Annotated in this window: 21 protein-coding genes; 3 read left to right on the plus strand and 18 right to left on the minus strand. The window is 37.0% G+C overall.

Features of this window, described 5'->3' with window-relative positions; all coding sequences use genetic code 11:
* Positions 1-84: 84 nt before the first annotated feature.
* The 14 genes from BMZ95_RS04255 to BMZ95_RS04320 all read right to left on the minus strand — a co-directional run bounded on the left by BMZ95_RS04255 (position 85) and on the right by BMZ95_RS04320 (position 15,937).
* Positions 85-1,617, minus strand: a complete 1,533-nt coding sequence (locus BMZ95_RS04255) for a BCCT family transporter (protein ID WP_202813193.1) — start codon at positions 1,615-1,617, stop codon at positions 85-87.
* Between the two features lie 2 nt (positions 1,618-1,619).
* The gene (locus BMZ95_RS04260) at positions 1,620-2,339 is read right to left on the minus strand and encodes a sugar phosphate nucleotidyltransferase (RefSeq protein WP_046922249.1); all 720 of its coding nucleotides are present in this window, start codon (positions 2,337-2,339) and stop codon (positions 1,620-1,622) included.
* A 21-nt stretch (positions 2,340-2,360) separates the two neighbouring features.
* The gene (locus tag BMZ95_RS04265) at positions 2,361-4,115 is read right to left on the minus strand and encodes an NTP transferase domain-containing protein (RefSeq protein WP_046922250.1); all 1,755 of its coding nucleotides are present in this window, start codon (positions 4,113-4,115) and stop codon (positions 2,361-2,363) included.
* A gap of 82 nt (positions 4,116-4,197) precedes the next feature.
* Positions 4,198-5,028: a LicD family protein gene (locus tag BMZ95_RS04270; protein WP_046922251.1), complete on the minus strand. Its 831-nt coding sequence runs from the start codon at positions 5,026-5,028 to the stop codon at positions 4,198-4,200.
* 112 nt (positions 5,029-5,140) lie between these two features.
* Positions 5,141-6,484, minus strand: coding sequence for an O-antigen polymerase (locus BMZ95_RS04275; protein ID WP_056990397.1), 1,344 nt, complete (start codon positions 6,482-6,484; stop codon positions 5,141-5,143).
* Between the two features lies 1 nt (position 6,485).
* A complete protein-coding gene (locus BMZ95_RS04280) occupies positions 6,486-7,922 on the minus strand; it encodes a flippase (RefSeq protein ID WP_046922253.1) in 1,437 nt (478 codons plus the stop codon).
* Positions 7,922-8,920: a hypothetical protein gene (locus BMZ95_RS04285; protein WP_046922254.1), complete on the minus strand. Its 999-nt coding sequence runs from the start codon at positions 8,918-8,920 to the stop codon at positions 7,922-7,924. The genes BMZ95_RS04280 and BMZ95_RS04285 overlap by 1 nt, the downstream gene beginning before the upstream one ends.
* A gap of 27 nt (positions 8,921-8,947) precedes the next feature.
* Positions 8,948-9,811, minus strand: a complete 864-nt coding sequence (locus BMZ95_RS04290; RefSeq protein ID WP_046922269.1) for a glycosyltransferase — start codon at positions 9,809-9,811, stop codon at positions 8,948-8,950.
* Positions 9,811-11,133, minus strand: a complete 1,323-nt coding sequence (locus tag BMZ95_RS04295) for a nucleotide sugar dehydrogenase (RefSeq protein ID WP_046922255.1) — start codon at positions 11,131-11,133, stop codon at positions 9,811-9,813. Before BMZ95_RS04295 ends, BMZ95_RS04290 begins: the two co-directional genes overlap by 1 nt.
* A gap of 14 nt (positions 11,134-11,147) precedes the next feature.
* The gene (locus tag BMZ95_RS04300) at positions 11,148-12,305 is read right to left on the minus strand and encodes a glycosyltransferase family 4 protein (RefSeq protein ID WP_046922256.1); all 1,158 of its coding nucleotides are present in this window, start codon (positions 12,303-12,305) and stop codon (positions 11,148-11,150) included.
* A 1-nt stretch (position 12,306) separates the two neighbouring features.
* Positions 12,307-13,539 (minus strand): beta 1-4 rhamnosyltransferase Cps2T, encoded by a 1,233-nt coding sequence (gene cps2T / locus BMZ95_RS04305; RefSeq protein ID WP_046922257.1) that lies wholly within the window; start codon positions 13,537-13,539, stop codon positions 12,307-12,309.
* 66 nt (positions 13,540-13,605) lie between these two features.
* A complete protein-coding gene (locus tag BMZ95_RS04310; protein WP_046922258.1) occupies positions 13,606-14,382 on the minus strand; it encodes a tyrosine-protein phosphatase in 777 nt (258 codons plus the stop codon).
* Complete coding sequence (locus BMZ95_RS04315; protein WP_046922259.1) at positions 14,382-15,131, minus strand: CpsD/CapB family tyrosine-protein kinase; 750 nt, start codon at positions 15,129-15,131, stop codon at positions 14,382-14,384. The genes BMZ95_RS04310 and BMZ95_RS04315 overlap by 1 nt, the downstream gene beginning before the upstream one ends.
* Positions 15,132-15,148: 17 nt before the next feature.
* Positions 15,149-15,937 carry a YveK family protein gene (locus BMZ95_RS04320; RefSeq protein ID WP_046922260.1) on the minus strand — a complete coding sequence of 263 codons (789 nt, stop codon included), beginning with the start codon at positions 15,935-15,937 and terminating at the stop codon, positions 15,149-15,151.
* Between the two features lie 387 nt (positions 15,938-16,324).
* Between BMZ95_RS04320 and BMZ95_RS04325 the strand changes: the two genes are divergently transcribed.
* From BMZ95_RS04325 to BMZ95_RS04335, 3 genes are all read left to right on the plus strand, one after another.
* Positions 16,325-17,224: a hypothetical protein gene (locus tag BMZ95_RS04325; RefSeq protein ID WP_046922261.1), complete on the plus strand. Its 900-nt coding sequence runs from the start codon at positions 16,325-16,327 to the stop codon at positions 17,222-17,224.
* Between the two features lie 179 nt (positions 17,225-17,403).
* The gene (locus BMZ95_RS04330) at positions 17,404-18,663 is read left to right on the plus strand and encodes an AAA family ATPase (protein WP_046922262.1); all 1,260 of its coding nucleotides are present in this window, start codon (positions 17,404-17,406) and stop codon (positions 18,661-18,663) included.
* Entirely contained in the window at positions 18,664-19,287 is a 624-nt protein-coding gene (locus BMZ95_RS04335; protein ID WP_046922263.1) for an RloB family protein, read from the plus strand.
* Between the two features lie 26 nt (positions 19,288-19,313).
* Here the strand turns inward: BMZ95_RS04335 and BMZ95_RS04340 are convergent, their stop codons facing one another.
* From BMZ95_RS04340 to BMZ95_RS04360, 4 genes are all read right to left on the minus strand, one after another.
* Entirely contained in the window at positions 19,314-19,523 is a 210-nt protein-coding gene (locus BMZ95_RS04340) for a hypothetical protein (RefSeq protein ID WP_041819734.1), read from the minus strand.
* 454 nt (positions 19,524-19,977) lie between these two features.
* Entirely contained in the window at positions 19,978-20,265 is a 288-nt protein-coding gene (locus BMZ95_RS04345; protein ID WP_046922264.1) for a type II toxin-antitoxin system YafQ family toxin, read from the minus strand.
* Entirely contained in the window at positions 20,249-20,521 is a 273-nt protein-coding gene (locus BMZ95_RS04350; RefSeq protein WP_003697732.1) for a type II toxin-antitoxin system RelB/DinJ family antitoxin, read from the minus strand. Before BMZ95_RS04350 ends, BMZ95_RS04345 begins: the two co-directional genes overlap by 17 nt.
* 774 nt (positions 20,522-21,295) lie before the next feature.
* On the minus strand, positions 21,296-23,257 hold the full coding sequence (locus BMZ95_RS04360; RefSeq protein ID WP_046922266.1) for a PTS fructose transporter subunit IIABC: 1,962 nt from the start codon (positions 23,255-23,257) through the stop codon (positions 21,296-21,298).
* Between the last annotated feature and the right edge of the window lie 2 nt (positions 23,258-23,259).

Consider the following 23,259-nt stretch of genomic DNA (forward strand, 5'->3'; position numbering starts at 1 on the left):
GCATTATACTACTACTTAAATTAAAACGCTATATTAATTTAATGTAATTTTCATTAAAAATATTTTAATAAGACGGATACATAATCATCTATTCAGTTTCAGTTCTTCCATGTACTTATTTGCATCTTTTATGAAACTGGCTGCAATCAACACAATAACCATACCAATCGGAAATGCGGCTACTATGCTGACAGATTGGAGATTTCTCATGGAACTCTCTGAGAATAAGAGAGCAATCGGAAGCATAATCAATAAGATGCACCACATCAACTGAACGACTTTGCTTGGCTGTTGTTCCTCATCCAAAAAATGATAGCTGTAGCAAGATGCCGTAAGTGCAATTGAGTCAAAGGAAGTGGCATAAAAAGCAATCATAGTCAGCAATACGATAATCATTACCAACTGTGAACAAGGCATTGTTTTGAGAACAGAAACGATCATGCCGTAGAGATCACCATCACTCTTATATTGAGAGATGAAATTGAATTTCTTAGTGACTTGTAATCCCATAGAATAGTTTCCTAAAATTATAAAACTCATCAATGTTGAACCTGCACCAAAGACATACCCGCCCAAGATAGTCTGTCGCACGGTTCTGCCTCGAGAAATATTTCCTATAAAGAATGGAGCTGCCACACACCATACCATCCAATATGCCCAGTAGTAGATTGTCCAATTTTGCGGAAAACTGGTTTTACGTAGCGGATCGGTAAAAGTCGATAAATCCACAAAATTTTGAATCATCTTCCCAAAGGATGAAAATCCCGTTTCAATGATGTAACGAGTTTCCCCTCCGAAAAGAAGCACGAACGCAAGCAGTCCAAAAAACATATAGATACAAATATTAGCCAATTTACTTATTCCCTTGAATCCGTGAAGCAAAGAATATGTATATACCGCACAAGTAATCAAAAGGATAACAACATTAATGATTGTCCTACTGATAGTTATATGGAACAATTCACCGATTATAACAGCCATCAGAGGTGTTGCGACACTAAACGTTGTGGCTGTACCAGCTAACAATGCAAATACTGCTAATAAATCAACAATTCTTCCAAGCCATCCATCCGTATGCTTTCCAAGAATCGGGCGACATGCTTCAGAATACTTTTGACGATTTCTTTTTCTGACATGCAGCATAAACCCAAAAGCAACGGCAAGAACCAGATAAAACCCCCAAGGAATAAAACTCCAGTGAAATAACGGATAAACACCAGCCCAATCCTGTATGCTTCCCATCTCTTTGATGTGGGGATCCGTAGCATACATGACCCACTCTGAGAATGAATAAAACAAGATATCTGCTGCAAGTCCACAAGTGAACATCATCGATCCCCAAATAAAGAACGGATATTTAGGTTTCTCGTCAGGTGCACCTAGCACAATTTCACCATATTTAGAAACGACAAGATACAATGAAAGTAGAAAAATACCCAATCCTATTATCAAATAGTAAACACCAAAAGTATCACCAAAAAAGAAACGAATTTGACTTAAAACCAAATTTGATTTTTTAGGTTCAAAAAAGAATAATACACAAAGAAGGAGAATAATTCCCAAAGGGAGCAAAGTTATCATCCAATCTATTTTCCCGCGTTCTTTTTTAATATCCATACTCATTTTTCCTCCCCGTAATTTTGATAACTAGAATCTAATTTGATTAATTCACTTATATTATCAATTTCTATAATGTCGCTTGCTTTCATTGGTCGAATCCCCAATTTGAATTCTTGCGGATAACAAAACATAGCGACATCATCCCAATAAATTTGCCGATTTTTCTTTTGCTCAAACTCTATTTCCAAAAATTTCTTTAATTTCTTCCCGTCTTCAGCACACCACCTTGAAATACTATAAAGTCTCCATCCTTTCTTGCCTCCTGTTCGTGAACAAGAAGTAACGATGCCATCTTCTACTGTCTGAAGCCATTCATCCGTTTCTTCATCGGTCCAAATGCTGTTATACCCTGACAATTCAAATTCAGGATTTAAAATATCAGGATTATAAATAATTTGATCTCCATCCAAAATAATGGAATCTTCAATATGATCTCTTGCAACATACAAAGATGAAATATTATTGCATGTATCATAATAAGGATTATCGATCAGTTTTACATCGGCGTATTTATTTTTTAAATTTTCAAATTGTTCTTTTAAATATCCGACAACTACATAAATTTCATTAATATTGTTTTTATGCAAACCATCAATTACAGTATCGATCATTCGAACACCATTAACTTTTACCATCGGTTTAGGCGTAAACGATGTCACAGGTCTCATTCTATTTCCAAATCCTGCGGCCATAATAATTGCTCTTTTTACTCTATTCACTTATTTTCCCACGCTCTCTTTTCATTTTTCTAACTCTTCTTGTACAATACGATAATATTCCTTGGCATAACGGTATTGTCTCAAAGAATATTCACCGAACTCCTCACCAAGACTTCGCTTATATTCACACCAATTGCTCCAAAGCAGCCCACAAGAAGAGATGTAACAATATATTTTTATCCTTGTTGAATCATCACAACCTTCTGAAAAATAATCGTCAATCAGTTGATCAACCTGTTGCCTGTTATAAAATGAATATATGCAAAACATTGCAATATCTACGTGAGGATCCTGCATGCCTGCATACTCCCAATCGATTAGTCTTATTTCTTCTTTGCCGTTCCTTTTTATAAACATAAAATTATCCGGATTGGCATCAATATGCGTCAAAGATTTTCTATTTACGTGTGCATTGATATACGACTTGAGGGATAACACATGCTCCTTAGTTTCCTCATAATCCCTATATGCTGATTTTGCTCCATGCCACAACTTTTCGTAAAATTCAATTTGTTCGAAAATGTTAAATTCATGTTCTACTTTTAAATTCATATCGTGAAAATTACGCAATATCTTCATGCACTTTTTAACATCATTATCATTCATAGGATCACAGACTCTTGCATTATCCAAAAATTCCGTAATCTTGTAACCATTGTCAGGATTAATATAAGCAATATCATCACAAATATTTTTATCTTTAACAACATGATAAACATCAGCTTCATGTTTGCGATTAATAAGCTGATCAGTCCCTTCGCCAGGTATTCGCATTATATATCTCTTGTTTTTGCATGAAAATAGAAAAGATCTATTTGTCATCCCCTTTTTCAAAACAGTGATACCTGTTATATCTCTTTCGTTTACGTTCAATGCATCACAGATTATCTGAATAGCATCATTTTTAAGCTGATTGGAATCACAATCTATTTCTCTAAGCTGTTCATATGTGTTTATCTCACAAACATCCTCTGATGAAACCAAACGTGCTGCAATAGTTGATTTGTCGCTATAAAAAAGTGCTTCTTCCCAAAAAGAATCATCGTACTTAATGTCCTTGGAAAACTTATTAATTCTTTTAGAAACATCAATAGCATCTTCACTTGAAAAATAGCTGATACCTATCATTGTATTTCCAACAAAATCACCTTTAATCTTTACAAGATTCATCTGTCGATTGATACGAACAGTACTTTCTTCATCCTTAAGGTTGCTGACCATATACCAGGAATAAGGCTCATGTTTTCTAAAAGGATTCTTTTTGCACCAAACATCACACGGTATCACATACGCATTATTTAGATGATCACTTGCTAATTTCAATGAATGAAGGTTATTTTTGTCACGATATTCAGTGTTAACAATCAATTCTACGTTATATTCATCGATTAGATATTCATAACTCTCTTTCATAAAACCAACAACCACGTATATCTCCTTGATATCAACTTCATGAAGCTGTTTAATAATTCTTTCGATAAGCGGCTCTTTATTAATCGTTATGAGCCCCTTTGGAGTTTCCATGTTTATAGGAACCATTCTCATTCCAAATCCAGCAGCCAAAATAATTGCTCTTTTAGGAACATTTTCTTTAAATATAATTTTGGCTTTATTTGTCGGTTGAATTTTATCATCCAAGTATCCCGCTTTTATTAATTCTTTTATTGACTTATTTACCATTCCCAATGAACATCCTGATTCATTGGCCAATACCCTTTGACTAATAAATGGTTTTAGCATTATATTGTTCAATATATCTTTTTCTTTATTGTTCATATACATCCCTCAACTATTTTTTGTGAACGTTGTCCTAAAATCAAACTCGACCTGTGAACCGGTAACAAGGCCGAGTCAATCGTTATTCAGTTTTTTTATATACTTTAAAGCAGTGATGGCCTGTCCGATCTTTTTCAGGCGGAAGTTTCATATAATCACCATAATTATGATGCAAAACATCTTCATACTGTTTAGGCACTCTAAACTCATAATTTTCAAATGGAACCAAAATAGTTTCATCAAACCAACTTCGAGGGCAAATATCTTGAGCCCCACCTGATAACCAAACAACGCAGCCAACGTATTCACTATCTGCATAACTTTTTAAACCACTTAACTTTTTTAATTTTTCCTGAAAGTAGTCCTTTCCCCTTAGTTTTGCGTAGAGATATACTGGAAATTTAAATATTTTTCTAAACAATGAAGTTGTGGTTTCAATAGCAAAATGATCTCTTGTTGCCTGATAGCAAAGTGATGACAATCTATCACCTTTTAGACCATATTTCACTGCCTCTTTCTTCGTCTTACCAAGGCCATCATACGGATAAATATCAATAAATACACCCATTCCGTACGGCTTTTCGTTTTCCATAACGATCTTGTACCTGTCATCACTGATTCTAGTAATCATATACGGATAATCAGGACATTCATCGTGATTAAAAACCTTATAATGCGGATAATCATTTATATGTTCTTTTAAATAAGTTAATAATTGATCATAGTCCGGACGCGGCATCATAATATCAACATCATCATCCCATGGAATATATCCGTGATGACGGATTGCACCTATAAGCGTTCCATAAATGAGTGAATAGCGCAAATGCTGTTTTTCACATATTTCTGCAATAGCGTGCAATATCTCCAATGAAATAGACTGAGTTTCTTGAATAGTTAATTCTCTTTCCATATATTAATCCCCATTTCTTTAACATTTATGAAAAATAATAAGTAAATTGTATGCTAATCTCAATATTAAAGACTTTACATATAGTAATATACTTATTTATATATCCAACAAATTAATTTACTGTCTCATTAAAAGCATCTTCGCCATTCTTGTAAACACTTGTTTTTTTAAACGCAACACATAGTAAAAACAAAAATGCAAGCACATAATATACTTTAACAAATGGAAATCTGATAAATGAAAAGAAAACGCTTTGTGATATTAACATATACAAAGAAGCTGACCTTAAATCGAAATTATATAATACTCTGCTATATAATCTACTTGCTAAGAAACCAAAGAATAGTGATAAAATAATTACTCCGTAGAAACCAAAGTCTGCGTAAAAAAATGCAAAACACGAAACATATGCATTTGCCGTTGTTCCGCTCGAACTTATTTTTAACCATTCGCTATCTGTATTAGCAATCAATGAATATGCTGAAATTATTGTTGGCATGTAGTCTGTTGAAAATAAATTTTTTCTAACATAGTCTATGAAATAAAATATTCCGTTAAAACTTACTAATCCATTAAAATGATAGCTATTAGCATCAATTACATCCAACCATTTACTCAATAGCACAGGAGACATTGCAAAATAAAAATACAGCTTTCTGATTAAACTCCCTGCGGCACGCATTACCGTCATGATTACCAATCCTAGTATGCCTACTCCTAAAAGCTTTTTAAACATTCTTTTATCTCTGAGAGCTGTCATATTTGTCTTAATATTAACCTTTTTCCTTTTCTTGTAAATCATGCTAACTCTCTTTAAGCAATATGAAATAGCAAAATAAAAAACTAGGTTAAACAATGGCGTCCTACCACCTGATCCAAATGATCTTATTAACACAAGTATGCAAATTGATATAATGAAGTTTTTGTCACGCTTGCCAAACCAAAAATCAAGTGCAGCCAAAGGTTCCAATGCCGTAGCAAGTGGTAAGAAGATATAATTTCCCAAGAGATTGCTTATTCCCTGACTTTGATCAGAATCTTGTAAAAAACCTCTGACATCATTCAAAGAAATCCCTCTGATAATAGCATTCAATGAAGAAAACAATTGTGGTAAATAGTATATTATGCATATTACAGTCAGTGCGAAAAGTAAATGATAGTTTAACGTAAATATTGTATGTTCACTCATTCCGCCCTTACCCGTCGTTATTCCGATATTCTCCATCAATAATGATAGATTACCACCAATTATAAAGAAGATAACTCCCCAAGCAATAAGTGAATAAGTTTTATCTGGTGTTTCATATAAATCAAAAAGCATTAATAAATAAAGACCTACATTAATAATCCAAACCAAATTGAATAATATTGTCGGATTTGCAAGATTCCTATATTTACTTTTTGTTACTAATATATTCAAAAAAAACAGGAGTATTAATATAATAAATTCTTTCATTCTAATTCTTTCTATTTATCTTACTTATAAAATATACAAAAACAGGATTACGCATAGCATAATTTATGTATGCATACACAATCATCCCTGATAATGTACTTACCATTAATCTAAGATATAAATTATCAATATTTATAATAACTACACAAACAACAACCATGAGTGCTATAGAAGATACTAAAAGTGAAATTAAATATCTTCCGTCTATTCTAAGTTTAATGTATCTGCAAGCAAACTTTACTGATAACAACGTAACAATTGTTTCACTAACTACAGATGCAACAGCTGCTCCATTTTGATAAAAATGCGGTATCAGAAACATATTCAACACTACGTTTGAAATTGCCCCTAATCCTGTAGTAACCAAAAGTAATTTTTCTTTCTTGAACGCTATTAGAACCTGCGTTCCAAATAAATTACTAAAGCCTAACGTACAAATTAATAAACTCGCTATTCTTAAAGTAACCCCAGCGGCAACAAAGCTCTTCCCGAACAATAAAACAGCCACATCATCAGATAACAAAAATAACCCAATTTCACAAGGTAAAAAAATAAGTAACATTATAGAGAAAACTTTTGATACAACATCTGAACATTTTTCTACATTGTTGTCTCTGGCATAAATTGTTATTTTGGGAAGCAACACGCCCGAAATCGATGTAATGAAAACAATAAGTATCCTCACAAGTTTCATTGAATTAGTATAATATCCAACCGCCTCATTTGTACACATTATTCCTATCATTGTTGTATCCAATAAAGTATATAGTTCTACAGAAATGGCTGAGGCAAATAACAGTAATATCGGCTTCAAATGATGAATAATTTTCAAATTACTATATTCTAATCTGATATGCATCCTTCGAAGGTGTATGATATTCCACACATTATTTCCGCCAACTGCCAGACAAGTGATTAAAGCGTAATTGACATAATCACCCTTGTCTTTTATCAATACAAATACAAGGACTAACGAAACTAACTTAACAAAAAAGTTTCTAAGAGCAATGTATCTAAACTCCTCCATGCCCTGATAAAACCAATCTACATTCAAAATATTAAGAATAATTGAACTTCCAACTACCATATATAACAAATGATCATTTCTAAAACCACTGCATGAAAAAATCAAAAGATAATAACTGATAGAAAAAAATAAAGTAGATATACCATTAATAAAAAAGAGTTCTGAAAAAGTCTTACTTCTTTCCTCTAAATCAGTTGCTCTAGATATCTCTCTAACACCATAGTTTGGAATTCCTAATGCGGATAAAGTTATAAAATATTGTGCAATATTCTGCGCATAAGAAACTCTCCCTACACCAGAAGCCAAAATGACTCTAGAAACATACGTTACCGTTACCAAAGGAAAAATAACATTTAGTCCCCTGTAAATCATATTATAAAAAGAATTAACAGCTATTGATTTACGTGCCATTATTTGTATTGCACTCCAATTCTCTTTACAAACGCTTTAACATCCTTACAAAAAACACTATGCTCATTTCGAATCATATTCCTATATGTAGCAAATTTTTCAAAATTACTATCATAATTTTCCAAGCAATCAGTTACTTTATCTAAAATAGCACTAATATTACTTTCTTTTTTTTCGAATTTATAATCATCAGGAATAGGAATATCTTCATAGTATTTTGCACTACCATTCAATCCTGTAATAATACAGCATCCAGATATAGCTGCTTCTCTAGGAAATCTATCCTTTCCAGGATGGTTTCCAAAATCTATATATACCATACTTTCAGAAAGCAATTCTTTAACTTGTTGTGTAGTCAAGTTCTCAATAGCAATCCATTTAATTCCGCTTGATTTATTTATTAATTTTTTTGTAAAATCATATCCTTTCTTAGGATTATACAAAACTACTTTATTTTTCTTAGTATCAGTTCTTTTTTCTAAATACAAATCATTAACATAATCAGATAATTTAGAAATATTACTTTCTTTTACACCTTCATTTATCAAAAACTGATGTGCATACTCACTTTGATAAAAATGCAATACATTTTTATCAAAACCCCGTGCAAATAACGTATTTCTTTTACCTAACACTGCCTTTAAAGCGTTAATAAACCCGACTGTCCTAAATCCATTGATAAATCCATCATTCTTTAGGTAATTATCAACACTCATCCACCAGATTCCCTTTCTTATGTTTGAGTAGTTATTTAGCAATGCAAAATTAATTTCAGGAACAAGAATGAAATTTTCTTCTGAATCTATGATATTATCTATAGTTTCATATGATTTTACATATTGTCTAAACTCTTCATTTATTGGATCTTTGTACTTCTCATAATCGTAATAAGTAATTATTGCAGACACGTCAATCTTATTTAATTCAAATACAAGTTGATGCGCCAACTCTGTACCGCCTGTTTTGTGAAAAGCAGGGCACACTACAAAAACAGTCATATCGTTATCCTTCCGCAAAAATACCATTTAGTTAAAATAATTTCTGTATACTTTTAAAGATTTGATCATATTTTTAAAAACAAACTCTCTTCTCTTCTTATTGCTAATATTGACAGAATTTGAAGCTGAGTCTTCCTTGTGATATACCTTTATAAACGGATCAAAAATCATTCTGTATCGTTTATTTTGACAATATCTTGCTAATATTGCTTCTTCCGCATAAAGAAATGTTCCTTCCCTAAAAGCCATATTCTCTTTATCTATATACTCTTTAGAAAAAATAATACATGATCCATGCAAAGTCACATCATATTGAATTTCCCTTTGAATTTCTTTTCTTACCGAACCTGTCCTTACTTTTCTACTTGGTTTCAATAAGTCGTAAATGCCAATTTTACTAATAATCATCAATAGCCTATATCTAAATATCTCTTTTGTAACATCAGCCTTAGACCTATAACTTAATTTCATAGGATTTTGATGTCCTCCATCAATTTCAGAAATGATATCTGGTCCCATAACATAAAAATGTTCTTTTTCATAAAGATTTAAAATTTCTTTTATGAAGTCTTTAGAAGCTAAAACTATATCATTATTTAAAATAGCTATGAACGATGAATTTAATATATTTTTAGCATACAGATACCCGATATTATTACCGCTTGCAAATCCTAAATTCTTATTATTTTTTAAAATATAAATATTTTTATTTGATTTAAAATGTTCCTCAATTATTTCAATACTACCATTTTCACTAGCATTGTCGACAATTACCACATTTGAATATTCTTCATTTAATGACAAGATAGAATTAACACATTTAATTGTATCATCAGCCGTTCTGTAATGTAGAATAACAAAACTGAATATAGGGTTACTCAAGGAATCCATCATAGTCTCCACCAAACTAAATCTGATTCATTCAATTCCTCTACAGAATATAACCCTTTTACATCAATCAAAACATTATTCGATTTTTCTTTTTTACCAAATAATTTTAAAATATTGCCTAAACCAAGTTTCATAAATTCATTATGAGCAACTGCAACAATAATACAATCAGCATCATTGACATCGTCAATATTGGTCAATGTAACACCATATTCTTTTTGAGCATCGCAAGGGTCAGCCCACGGGTCTACAACAACAGGTGAAATATCATATGTTTTTAAAGTCTTAATTATATCATTAACTTTACTGTTTCTTGTATCGGGACAATTTTCTTTAAAAGTTAGTCCTAAAATCACAACTTTCGAATTTTTTGGAGTTTGCCCAGCTAACACCATTTTCTTTACCGCTTGATTAGCAATATAGTTTCCCATAGAATCATTTACAATTCGTCCATTAAGTATTATCTGACTATGGTATCCTAGTTTTTCAGCTTGATAAGTGAAGTAATATGGATCTACCCCTATGCAATGACCGCCTACAAGCCCAGGTCTAAATCCTAGCGCATTCCACTTGGTATTCATCCCATCCACCACTTCATTTGTATCAATATCCATCTTATCAAAAACCATTGCAAGTTCATTCATAAAAGCAATATTTATATCGCGTTGACTATTTTCAACAACCTTAACTGCTTCTGCCGTTCTCATGTTAGAAACGGGGTATGTTCCCACTTCAATCACAATGTCATAAACTTTTTTTATAATTTCACAGCTTTTGCTATCCATACCAGATACTATCTTACGTATATTTTGAAGCCTATGAACTTTATCACCGGGATTAATTCTTTCAGGCGAATATCCAACGCTAAAATCATCTCCACATTTCAAGCCTGATTCTTTTTCTAATATAGGGACACATACATCTTCTGTACAACCAGGGTAAACTGTAGACTCATAAACAACAATAGAGCCCTTTGATAAATTCCTACCTACAATTTCTGATGCACCTATAACAGGAGTAAGATCAGGTGTATGATCATTATTAACCGGTGTTGGAACAGCAACGATAATAAATTTAGCTTTCTTCAATTCGCTTTCATCTGCTGTAAAGTACACATTAGAATTTTTTATCTCTTCATTACCAACTTCTTTCGTTGGATCAATTCCTGACTTATATGCTTCAATCTTATTTTTATTCAAATCAAAGCCGATAACTTTTATCCCTTTTTTGGCAAATGCATGAGCAATGGGCATTCCAACATATCCAAGCCCAACCAAAGCAAGATTTTCATCCTTATTTACTAATCTATCATATAAATCCATTATTAAACTCTCCTTCAATCATTGATATTTTTCAACATTTTCAAGCATATGCTTTTCCATGTATAATTTTCCCTAATATTACATTTGCATTTCTCTACTACTTGCTTTGAATATTCAGAATCTTCCAAGTACTTTACAAGTCCTGCTACCCATTCTTCTACATCGTAATTATCAATTTTTATTCCATAATCATTTGTTTTTATAAGAGTCGATGATCCGCCATTTAAACTAGTAATAACAGGTGCACCAAAATACATTGCTTCAAGCATTACCATTCCAAATATTTCATGAATAGAAGGCAGAATAAAAGCCTTGGCAAGCGGATAAATATACTTTAGTTCTGGATTGTCAACCCTATCAATATGAATAATAGAATCCTTAATTTTGCTAGGAACAGAATTGATCAAATTTGTATAATATGATTCATCATTCATTCCCAACAATTTATTTTTTAAAGATTGCTTACTTTTACCTATCAGCACTAATTTCACATCTGGTTCTTTTTCTAATAACTTAGCAAATACCTTCAAAATGAAAGATAAATTTTTATTCTCATCCAACGTACCAACGTATAATACACAACGATTTTTAGACATATAATCAACTATATTCTGTGTATTTTTTGTGCAAACAGCATTTTCAAATCTAGAAGTATCTAGACCAACGCCAACGTCAATTACATTATCATATCCTTTTTTCTCTAAAAATTCTTTGGCCAATTGAGATTTTACAAATTTATTTTTCGCCAATTTGTTTAATTTATTCGTAATTAAAAAATCATAAATATTTGAAAAAAATGGAATCATAAACATATTCCAATATGGTCCAGAATATATCGATGTATTGGGGTGCCTTTTTGCAATTAAATATGACATAAGTTGATTGTATTCTCTACATATTACAATATCATATTTCTGTAAAAAGCTCTTACTAAGAACTTTAAAATTCACACCAGTTCTCAAGATTCTAATTCTTTTTTTATAGATGACTCTCGCTTTATTTTGATTATATTCACATAAATCAACTACTTCATCTCTGTCAGTATCAAAATTCAAGTAATCACAATTGTATCCCAACCTACAAAAAGCCTTGGCAATTCCTATACCTTGAACGTTATATCCATTAATATCTTCATTATAAGGAGTTGACCTTACAAATAATATATTTTTCATATTATCTCCTTGTGAATATTTCTAAATATTCATCACAAATATATTTCCAACTATATGACTCTTCTATCCTTTTTCTGGCTTTCTTTCCCATTTCATCTATCTTAGAGTTTGATAAACATTCCATCATATTAATCAAATCTGAAAGATTATTCTTTCCTTTTGTCCAATAGAATGCTGCATCTCTAGCTACTTCTCTATTAAATCCAACATCCAACAATAAATTCAATTTAGTTGCTCCCAACGACTCTAACAAACTTGGATTAGTCCCTCCGACTTCATGGCCATGAAAATATCCATATGCATTTTCACGAATCTTCTTAAGAAGTTCCTTGTCATAAACCGTGCCAACAAATTTAATTCTATCGTCACTAGTAAAGTTTAATTTCTCGTTGAGATTAGCTAAAAAATTATCATCTCTAGTTGTTATAATAGCTAAATTTTTATGAGTATCACTACTCATAAACTCACGAATTATAGTTTCAAAATTATTTTCGGGAACAAAGCGACCAACAACGAGATAATAGTTTTCCTTTGACAATCCCTTTTCATTATACCAATTCAATAATTGGGTATCATCATCCGATAATTTGCTAGGCTCTAAATCGGCTCCGTATGCAATATAGGTTGTTTGCGGACTTTTTCCCTTAATTCCCTTGCCGTCATAACATTGGTGAATATATTTTTCAATATTTACAGAATCACAAACAACGAGATCGCTGTATTTGACCATCATTTTTTCAGATACTTTCCAATATTTGCGAATCGGTTTGGACCATTTTGCACGCATCCACTCATGACCATCAGGATTAAGGAAGACTTTACCGCCAAGCTTATGTATCTTATGATAAAAAAACTTCATAAACGGACCTATACGGCATGCCATTATGTAAATAATTGGATGCTGGATGTGGTTTTTTTGGATATGCTCACAACATTTCTCCAAGGAGACAACATCATAATAAATCGCTTGTGCGGCACCAATCTGTGGCACATCAATCTTAAAACAATGGGCATTATGAAATTCGAATTCATGATCATTAATTTTTTTGACACCATCAAGCTTGGTTTCATCCATGCATCCATTACCATTAGCCTTACATGCAATATGATACTTAATGTTTTCATTATTTTGGTGATACTCGGTAAGCTTATACATGAAAGTTTCATAACCGCCATAAGCCCCCAAAGATTTTGATCCCACACAATAGACGTGTTGTACTTCCTTCTCCGCCATTCTAACATCTCTCCGTCACACTTAATAATACAAAAGCAATAAGAATTATATAATTAACCCAATCATTTAAAAAAACAAAAACCTTTTTTTCTTTTTGATTGGCGAATAGTCTCGTGCCGCCACGTAATCGCCATTGATCAACTTTTCAGCATTGCTCTCAAACTCAATTGCCTTTTCTTTCCCAAAATCTTCAGCAATCTGATGCAATGCCTCGCTCAAAACAAACTTTCTGCCCGGCAAGCTGTGAGCATCAGAAGCAACGACTTGAACAAGATTGTGTTCAACCATGTCATGTGAAATCTGTGCAACGTGCTCGCCAAAGCCTCCAACGTAGCTTGTTGCGGTGACCTGTGCCAAGGCACCGTTTGAGATGAAGTCATATAAAATGTCCAAATTGTCCTGAATCTTCTTGTTTCTTTCAGGATGAACGATTACAGGAATCGTTCCCTTACGCTTCAAATCAAAAATCAGCTGTTCCGCATAGCCCGGAACGTCACCGTGCGGAAATTCCAACAACATGTAGCGTTTCTGCTCATCAATGCCTAAAAGATCATCGTAACGTTCAACCAGATCACCGTTGATGTGAACTTCTTGACCGGGAAAGACCGTCAACGGTATATCCCTGTTGTCAAGTTCGGTCTGAAAATCATCACAGACTTTGATGACGTCATCTTTGTGATTGACATAGTCGTTGTCAAGATGATGCGGCGTCGCCAAAATATGCGTCACGCCGTCCGCAACCGCTGCTTCGGCAAGTTCCAAAGACGTTTCTAAATTTTTTGAACCATCATCAATCCCGGGAAGGATGTGACAATGCAAGTCAACAATCTTGTCAAATCGCATTATTTCTTGTCTTCTTTCCCATAATATCCATAGTAGCCATAATATCCATAATAGCCGCTGCCGGATGATCCTTTGACGTCATTGAAAATCGTCCCGATAATTTTGGCATTGACGTGATTCAACAATCCGACTGCCTGACGCAAAGCCTCTTTTTCAGTTTTGCCTTCTCGAACGACAAGCACCGTCCCATCAACACGTGTCGAAATCAGCTGAGCATCGGTTACGCTCAATAACGGCGGGGCATCATAGATCACAAGATCAAAGTTATCTTCCAAAGCCTTGATCAAGCCGGCCATTTTTCGCGATCCGATCAATTCTGACGGGTTGGGCGGCACCGGACCGCTTGGCATAACGCTCAGGTTATCAACCGTTGTCTTATAAATCACGGCATTTGCCGGCATGTCTTTTTCCGTCAAAAAGTTCGTCAAACCCTTCGGATCAGCGATGCTGAACGTCGCGTTGAGTGTTGGACGTCTCAAGTCGGAATCGACCAACAACGTTTTCTTGCCTTGACGAGCAAATGAAACGGCCAAGTTGGCCGCAACGGTCGACTTGCCTTCAGAAGCCATCGATGACGTCAGCATGATTGACTTGAACTGTTCGTCGGCACTTGAAAACTCGATGTTCGTGCGGATTGTGTTGAACTGCTCCGTGTTGGCCGAACCTGCCTTTGATACGGTGATCATGCGAACGCCGTAATCCATTGTTGTAGTTTCAAGATGTTTTTTCTTTTTCTTAAACAATGACATTTCATACCTCCGCTAATCTAAACACGACGACGAACACGATGTTCATCGCGATTTTCCGAAACGCTTTCGTTCTTTTCAATGATTTTGACCAATCCATAATCCTGGTTGTTACTGCTGATGTGGTAAATGGCGCCAAGATTCGTCAACCCGAGTTCCTTGGTCAAGAAGTCCGTATCCTTGACGGTCGTATCGCGAAGTTCTTTGATGACGGCAATCGCAACGCCGATCAATAATCCAAGCAACAAGCCGATTGCCGCATTTTTCATCTTATTGGGCGAAACCGGATTCGTATTGGCCGTTGCCTTCGTAACGACGGTCACGTTATCGATTTTCATCATTGTCTTGATCTTTTTAGCAAAAACTTTGCCGATCGTATTGGCAAGATCAGCGGCCGTATAGGCATTCGTGTCAGTTACGGTCACGCTCAGCACCTGTGAGCTTGTCTGGTTCGTAATCGACATCGATTTCTGCAAAGTACCGACGGATCCTTGATAGTTGTCGCGTTCTCTGACTTCTTTGACAACAGGAGCCAAGATGACTGATTTTTGCAAGACGTCCTTATAAGTATTGATTGCCTGCAAGTCGGCCTGTTGTGCCGTGTACTGCATCTGGGTGTTGTCTGCTTTTTGATTGACCAAAATATCGATCGTCGAACTGTACTTTGGAGTCATCAAAACAAAGGTCGCAAATAGGGACACCAGCAAGCCTGCGATGCCCCAGATGATAATGCTGACAATGCTTTTCCTGACAGCTCCGAACAGTTGTGATAAATCGATAACTGTTTCTTCATTATTGTTGTCGTTCATTTCACTTCTCCTCATATGTAGATTACTCTCACCATTTTAACATAATTCAAGACAGGTGTTTTCTTAATTTACATAGTTTTTCAAAAAATAGCCAATCGAATTATCGATTATTATATAACTGTAATACAATGCAAATAATTGATAACGCATTATCGATAATCCTTCTAATTTCTATCAAAGTCATATAAAAGTAATTGTACCACATTATAATATGGAAAGTAGGGTAAATTTGCCCTACTTTAATTTCAGCATTCATAAATATTATTCAATGTTACATTTTAGTTCACAATTTATTTATATCAAACACTAACTAAAAGGAGTATCATTATAAGTGAAGTAAGGGTTATCAACATTTAAAGGTTGCGGTTACAAAAAGGAGTGGTATATATGAAAAAAGAATTGAAGCTTTTCGGAATTTTGCTTGTTTCAGGCTTGATTTTAGGGGCTTGCTCAAATCAAAAAAAAGATGAAAAAACTTCAAACGAAAGCGAAAAAACAAGTTCGGTAGCGTCAGTCAAGACGAAAAAATCTCAAGAAAAGTCACAATCATCAGTCTCCGTCAAAAAAGATGCCTCAACTTCCAGTGCCGGTTCAGTTTCTGACGCTTCTTCGAGTTCCGGCTCAAACCTCGAGGCAAGAGAAACATCAACGTCTTCTCCGACACTGGATTTAAACAACAACCGATTATCAGAACTTAATGCTTCAATGCGAAACAACTTAGGAAACATCTTGCTTCCGAGCTCAAACGGACTCGATTCGGCACCCGGATATTTGAACATGCGTTATACCGGCGATGCGAACAACTTCTCCGTTGACTACATCGTAAGCTACAGCCCATACGGATTGAATGACGGGGCAATCAGCGGACACGTGCCTTACGCAACGTTTGTCAAAAAGACTTATGACAGCGAGAGCGCAGCCGCAAACGACGTTCCTTACCAGTCATCAGACAGCTCAAGCGGATTGCCGACAGTCGATCTTGGACACGGCATCAGCGGCGTCATGGACTCGGGTGCGGGACAACGCTACCTGCAGTGGAACGAAGGCAGATGGTCATTCGTCGTTCATGCGAGTGCAGTCGTTGGCGAAGATCCTGTTCCGACAGCACAACACGTCGTTGACCTGCTTGAACGATACTACCTGCCGGCACCAAGTACCAAAGGCGGCGGACAGTTTGAAGCAACCGCCAGCGAAAACGTGCTGACGTGGAACAAGGGCAACGTTTTGTATACGTTGAAGGGAAAGAATATCGATACGCTGGTCAAGATGGCTGCCAGCGTGAAATGATGGATAATAGGAAGCGCTGCGACGGGGTCGGGGCGCTTTTTTGCGTATTGGGGAGCGGATGTTGCATTATTATAGGAAAATATGTGGGAAAATTGCAAAAAACGCCAAAATAATGTTGAAAATAGGATTTAAGAAGCATATGATAAGCATAGGAAAGCATTTTAAAAGGAGGTCATCATATGCTGATTCAATTTACTGTCGAGAATTTCTCATCCATCAGAGACAAAGTTTATTTGAGCCTTGAGCCTTCAAGAACCAAAGAGCATTCTGAAAACATCATAAAAAAAGGAAAGTATAAAGCCGTAAATTCCATTGCAATTTATGGAGCGAATGCTTCTGGCAAAAGCAGCTTATTTAAAGCAATAACTATTTCCCTGATAATGATAAGAAATTCAAACAATATTCAAGTTACTGACAGCCTTCCTGTAATTCCATTTAAACTTGATTACGAATCCAGAAAAAAGCCCTCTTCTTTTGAATTCACATTCATCGCAAAAGACGGCAAAAAATATATTTACGGGTTCAGCGCAACCACTGAGAAGATTGTTGAAGAGTATTTGTACAGATACAACTCGTCAAAACCGACATTATTATTTGATATAACCGAAAACGAAGATCCTAAGTTTAACAGAACATATAAAACGAAATTTGAAGCTGCATACCAGATGAACACCCCGAATAAGCTATTTTTGTCAACCGCTACTGCTTGGAACGTTGAATGCACAAAAATTCCGTTTGAATGGCTTGCAAGATCAATCGATACTTTTACGGACGTAACAAGTCTAAGCGGAGTATCCCTTGAAAAATATCGCACAGACACGAACCATGAATATATTGATTTTACAAAAAAATTATTGCAACAAGCGGATATCAACATCAGCAATATTGAGATAAAATCAAAAGAAGTTGTTGAAAATCTTCCATTTCAGCTCATTGTACAGGACAGGGTAATAACACCAAGCGAAGGAAAGCATTATAATTTGGAAATTACTACCAGCCACACTGTTACAGATGACGACGGAAAAAAGACAGAATTTCCGCTTGATTTTCAGGAAGAATCATTAGGCACACAACTTTTATTCTTCTATGCCCCACTGTTAAAAGATTCTTTTGAAAATGGAAAAACGCTTATTTTAGACGAAATCGACAAAAGCATGCATCCGAGCCTAGTAAAATTTATAATGAACCTTTTCAGAGATCCGGATATAAACAAAAGCGGATCTCAATTGATCGTAACAACACATGAAACAAGCATTTTGTCCTTGAATATGTTTAGAAGAGATCAAATCTATTTTACGGAAAAAGACTCCAAAAACGGCGTAACGGATTTATACTCACTTGACGAATTTTCAGTTCGCAAAACGGAAAATATTGAAAAAGGATATCTGATGGGAAGGTATGGGGCAATTCCGTTTATGAAGACGGGGGAGGTTCTGTAGATGGCTGAAAGAAACTTTAAAAAGAAAAAAAGAAACAATGTCCAGCGGCACAGAAAACCCGTAATGCTGATTACAGGTGAAGGAAAAAACAAGACTGAACAGTTATATTTTAGCTCCTTCAATGAACAACATGGCAATTATGTAATTAGATTTGTAAAGACAGGATTAGATACAGATCCATCCAGGATGCTCAGATCTATGAAAAAAGCATGGACTGCCAATGGTCTTAATACTAAAAATGGAGATAAAGCCTATATTGTCTTAGATTTAGATTGCGATCCTCAAAAAATTCAAAAAATAAAAAGTTTGCAAAAATCATCAAAAAATATCAAATTCATTGTATCTAATCCTTGCATCGAGGTTTGGTTTATTTTACATTTTAAGTATACTACCCACCCGTTTGAGGATAGTAAGGATCCAAAAAAAGAATTAGCAAAATATATACCAGGATATAAAGAAAATATGGATATTTCAGAAAAGATCCGACCATACTTAGAGAAAGCAGGCGAAAATATCAAAAAATTGACGGAACACTTTAACTCCATAAATATTAAGTGGGGAGATGTTGACTGTAATCCCATGACGGAAGTTGATACAATTCTAAAAGAATTGGGTGTTCTGTAATATACATACAAAAAAATCAACGCTTGCTAAAAAAGGCTGCTTCGCACGAAGCGGCCTTTTTTTAACAAGCACCCTTTTATATCGAAACAGCAACTACCACCATTTACTTCTGATGGCAACAATTTTTTCAGAAATTCAACCTCAGCTTTAGCATGTTCGACTTCTTTTTTAAGTTTTAGAAACTCCTCTTCGCTGCAGTAGTAATCGCCGTCTTCCTTCATCTGCGCTCTGAGCATAACCGCACCTCCTGTTTTGATAATAGATTACCACATTTTGGGGCAAATGGCGTCTATTAATGTGCTCCATGAAAGATGGTTTGGGGGAAGCGAGGAGGTGGATGAGAGCGTACGAAAGAGGTTGCTTTGAGGTGAGGATGAATGGGAAGTTGACGAATGTTATGTAAACCAGATGCGAACAACGTGAGCATCTGTTCCTTATTGATTAGATTCTCGGCAGGCCGAGAATCTTTTCCTTTTTGCTTTGGATTGGGGGGAATTCGCAGCGGAGCAAGAATTCCGACAGATTGAGTGGTGGAGGGTTGGAGGCGGTTGGGGGGATTTGCGCCGGTAGACAAAATTCAGACATTTTCCTCGCTTTTTGTCTACTTTTGGGGCCGCGCGGGCCGATTTCGGAGGGGGCACTGCATTTTCATGAAACAAAAAAGCACGTCGGCAAATTCCAACGTGCTTTTTAAAACAATTCAGAATGTGTGCCTAGCCTGTAAAGAAACAGGACCAGCACGCCTTGGCGAATTTCATAGATGAGCAGGCAATCCGGTTCAACGTGACATTCGCGTGTGCCCTTGTAATTACCCGTAAGAGCATGATCTCTGTACTTTTCGTCCAATGTGCCGCCAGCCGCTAAAACATCAATCACTTTAAACAATCTATCAAGATTCCTATGCTGCTTTTTCGCAAGCTTGAAATCCCTCTTAAACTGACCGGTGAACTGAATATCGTACTTATTTTTCAAGCGCATCCCTCAATTCATCAATGTTGGAATATCTTGGTGAAGATGGATCTGAAGCCATTTTCCTCCCCTCTTCAATCGCTGCAATCGTTGTTTCGTTCGGCACGTCCAATTTCAATTCAAACGGAATGCCGCGTTCACGAATAGCAGTTCTAAGAAAAATATTTACGGCACTGGTCATGTTTAATCCAAGTTCATTGAAAATTTTCTCTGCTTTCTCTTTGACATCCTTATCTGTTCTGATGTTTAAATTCGTTGTTGACATATGGAACACCTCCATTCAAGGATATCGTATATAAGAATGCTCTTTTTGTCAACATTTTGTCATTACAATATATACAAAAAAGCTACGAATACATAGACATGCTGTCAACAAAAATAAGATTCGAACATCGTGAGCATCTGTTCCTTGTTGATTTATTGGAAGAAGATTCTCGGCTTGCCGAGAATCTTTTCATTTTTGTTTTAATCGGGGGAATTCGCATCGAAGCAAGAATTCCGACAGATTGAGTTGAGAGGGTTTTGGGGGGTGGCGGCGGTAGACAAAATTTCGGCATTTCACTCGTTTTTTGTCTACTTCGGGGGCGCGCGGGCCGGTTTTGGAGGCGGCAGTAGGCAAAATTCAGGCATTTCGCTCGTTTTTTGTCTACTTCAAGGACCGCACGGGGTCTTTTTGGAGGCGGCGGTGGACAAAATTCAGACATTTCACACGTTTTTGTCTGTTTCGGCCGACCATGCAATCAGCAGCAGTCAAAGCTCTGCATTTGACAAAAAAAAGCAGCCGAAGCAATCGACTGCTTTTAAACAGGCTCTTCGAACCCTTGTATAAAGGAGAAAGGAGCTCGATCTGAAGTAATTCAAATCAACAACAACCACGGATAAAGCGAGGGGGGAGCACCACCCCCTATGCTCTACATTATATCCCGTCTCCCAAAAACGGCGGTCCCATTCAAAAGGTCCGGCAGTTCGTTTTTTGGCACTTCAGGCAGGATGCAGAGCACAAAAACAGGACTTCTCAAGGAGAAGTCCCGTCAATCATTTATTTTTCATCAGCATCCTTGCGCCAGAAGCCGAGGATGAGTCCGGCAACGATCGTACCGATGACAACGGCAAGGATGTAGCCGAGCGGGTTGCTTGCAAGCGGCGTTACCCAGAAACCGCCGTGCGGGGCGGGAACGGATACGTGCCACAAGCCAACGAGGGCACCGGAAACTGCAGAACCGATGATGCAGGAAGGAATCACGTGACCTGGATCGGCCGTTGCGAACGGAATCGCGCCTTCAGTGATGAAGGAGAAGCCGAGAACCCAGTTGGAGACGCCGGCGCGGCGTTCCTGTTCCGTGAACTTCTTAGGGAAGAGCACTGTTGCAAGCGCAGTTGCGAACGGAGGCACCATGCCGCCGACCATGACCGCAGCCATCAAGCCTGCTGCGGCCGTTGAATGCGGATCGTTTGCGAAGGCACCGGATGCAAAGACGTATGCGGCCTTGTTGAAGGGACCGCCCATGTCGATGGACATCATGCCGGCCAGAATCAGGCTGAGCAGGACGGCATTGCCCGTGCCGAGGTGATTCAGGAAGTTCGTGATCCAGACGTTGATCGTTGAGAAGATCGGATTGACGATGAAGTACATGATCAGTGCGATGAACAGCAAGCCTAAAATCGGATAGATCAGCATCGGCTTCATGCCTTCGACTGACTTCGGCAGGTTCTTGCAGAGCTTCTTCAAGCCGTTCATCATATGGCCGGCAATGAAACCGGCTGCGATACCGCCAAGGAAGCCGGCAGCGGATTTGGCATCGGACATGACGTTAGCAGTATATGCGCCGCCGAACGAGCCGGAGTAGACGGTTGCCATGAAACCGCCGACGAAACCTGGCATCAGGGCCGGCTGATCGCCAATGGCTTCGGCAATGTATCCGGCAAGAACCGGAACCATGAAGGCAAAGGCCATGTTGCCGGCGTTATTCAAGAAGATGAATGCAGGTGATTTTGCGCCGCCCATGTACTGTTCAACGATAAATGAGATAGCCATCAAAATCCCGCCGCCAATAACGAACGGAAGCATATGAGAAATCCCGTTCATCAGCTGCTTGTAGATGCTGCCCCAGACTGTGTCGTTTGAAGATGCAGAAGATGATTCTTCTTCACCCGCTTCTGCTTTGTATGCAGGCGCTTTGCCGTCAAGAATCGTTTGAATCAGTTCTTCAGGATTTTTGATGGCGCTCGTTACGGGTTTTGAAATCAATTGCTTGCCATTGAATCGTGCCATTGCGACTTTCTTGTCGGCAGCAATGACGACGCCCTTTGCGCGCGCAATTTCCGAATCTGAAAGAAGGTGCTTGACGCCTTCCGAGCCGTTCGTTTCGACCTTGATGTCAACGCCGAGCTTTTCAGCAGCCTTCTTGAGGTTTTCTTCTGCCATGTACGTATGCGCAATGCCGTTCGGGCAGGCCGTGACGGCAACGATGTACGGGCGGTTGCCTGCCGGAGCATTGTCCGCCTGCTTTTCAGCCTCTTCCTGAGCCTTGTTTTCAGCTTCCTTCCTTGCAACCGCATCAGCAAAGACTGCCTGAACCTTTTCAGGCGTATCGGCGGACTTCAAAGCGCTCGTAACGTCAGGATTCATCAATACCTGCGACAGTGCTGCCAGAGCCTGAAGGTGCGTATTGTCGCCGCCTTCGGGAGCTGCAATCATGAAGAAGAGATGTGCAGGCTGTCCGTCAAGCGAGTCGTAGTCAACGCCCGCTTCGCTCTTGGCAAACATTACGGCCGGTTCGTTGACGGCTTCGTTGTGCGCATGCGGAATGGCAATGCCGTCGCCCATTCCGGTCGAACCTTCTTCTTCACGTTTGATAATGTCTTTTTTATATGCTTCTTCGTCCTTGATGACGCCCTTTTCAAACAGATTGTGGACCATTTCATCGATGACTTCAGCCTTTGTTCGTGCCTTAAGATCCATGATCATCAGGTCCGTTCTTAATAGTTCGCGAATGTCCATGA

Source organism: Ligilactobacillus ruminis DSM 20403 = NBRC 102161 (assembly GCF_900113455.1).
Lineage (GTDB): Bacteria > Bacillota > Bacilli > Lactobacillales > Lactobacillaceae > Ligilactobacillus > Ligilactobacillus ruminis.

Bases quoted from the DNA above. Each gene is read 5' to 3' on its own strand.
- BMZ95_RS04360 (WP_046922266.1), bottom strand. From the start codon at position 23,257: ATGGACATTCGCGAACTATTAAGAACGGACCTGATGATCATGGATCTT.
- BMZ95_RS04320 (WP_046922260.1), bottom strand. From the start codon at position 15,937: ATGAACGACAACAATAATGAAGAAACAGTTATCGATTTATCACAACTG.
- BMZ95_RS04265 (WP_046922250.1), bottom strand. From the start codon at position 4,115: ATGAACAATAAAGAAAAAGATATATTGAACAATATAATGCTAAAACCA.
- BMZ95_RS04340 (WP_041819734.1), bottom strand. From the start codon at position 19,523: ATGCTCAGAGCGCAGATGAAGGAAGACGGCGATTACTACTGCAGCGAA.
- BMZ95_RS04280 (WP_046922253.1), bottom strand. From the start codon at position 7,922: ATGGCACGTAAATCAATAGCTGTTAATTCTTTTTATAATATGATTTAC.
- BMZ95_RS04310 (WP_046922258.1), bottom strand. From the start codon at position 14,382: ATGCGATTTGACAAGATTGTTGACTTGCATTGTCACATCCTTCCCGGG.
- BMZ95_RS04325 (WP_046922261.1), top strand. From the start codon at position 16,325: ATGAAAAAAGAATTGAAGCTTTTCGGAATTTTGCTTGTTTCAGGCTTG.
- BMZ95_RS04270 (WP_046922251.1), bottom strand. From the start codon at position 5,028: ATGGAAAGAGAATTAACTATTCAAGAAACTCAGTCTATTTCATTGGAG.
- BMZ95_RS04275 (WP_056990397.1), bottom strand. From the start codon at position 6,484: ATGAAAGAATTTATTATATTAATACTCCTGTTTTTTTTGAATATATTA.
- BMZ95_RS04285 (WP_046922254.1), bottom strand. From the start codon at position 8,920: ATGACTGTTTTTGTAGTGTGCCCTGCTTTTCACAAAACAGGCGGTACA.
- BMZ95_RS04345 (WP_046922264.1), bottom strand. From the start codon at position 20,265: ATGCGCTTGAAAAATAAGTACGATATTCAGTTCACCGGTCAGTTTAAG.
- BMZ95_RS04350 (WP_003697732.1), bottom strand. From the start codon at position 20,521: ATGTCAACAACGAATTTAAACATCAGAACAGATAAGGATGTCAAAGAG.
- BMZ95_RS04315 (WP_046922259.1), bottom strand. From the start codon at position 15,131: ATGTCATTGTTTAAGAAAAAGAAAAAACATCTTGAAACTACAACAATG.
- BMZ95_RS04295 (WP_046922255.1), bottom strand. From the start codon at position 11,133: ATGGATTTATATGATAGATTAGTAAATAAGGATGAAAATCTTGCTTTG.
- BMZ95_RS04335 (WP_046922263.1), top strand. From the start codon at position 18,664: ATGGCTGAAAGAAACTTTAAAAAGAAAAAAAGAAACAATGTCCAGCGG.
- BMZ95_RS04330 (WP_046922262.1), top strand. From the start codon at position 17,404: ATGCTGATTCAATTTACTGTCGAGAATTTCTCATCCATCAGAGACAAA.
- BMZ95_RS04300 (WP_046922256.1), bottom strand. From the start codon at position 12,305: ATGAAAAATATATTATTTGTAAGGTCAACTCCTTATAATGAAGATATT.
- BMZ95_RS04290 (WP_046922269.1), bottom strand. From the start codon at position 9,811: ATGGATTCCTTGAGTAACCCTATATTCAGTTTTGTTATTCTACATTAC.
- BMZ95_RS04255 (WP_202813193.1), bottom strand. From the start codon at position 1,617: ATGGATATTAAAAAAGAACGCGGGAAAATAGATTGGATGATAACTTTG.
- cps2T (WP_046922257.1), bottom strand. From the start codon at position 13,539: ATGGCGGAGAAGGAAGTACAACACGTCTATTGTGTGGGATCAAAATCT.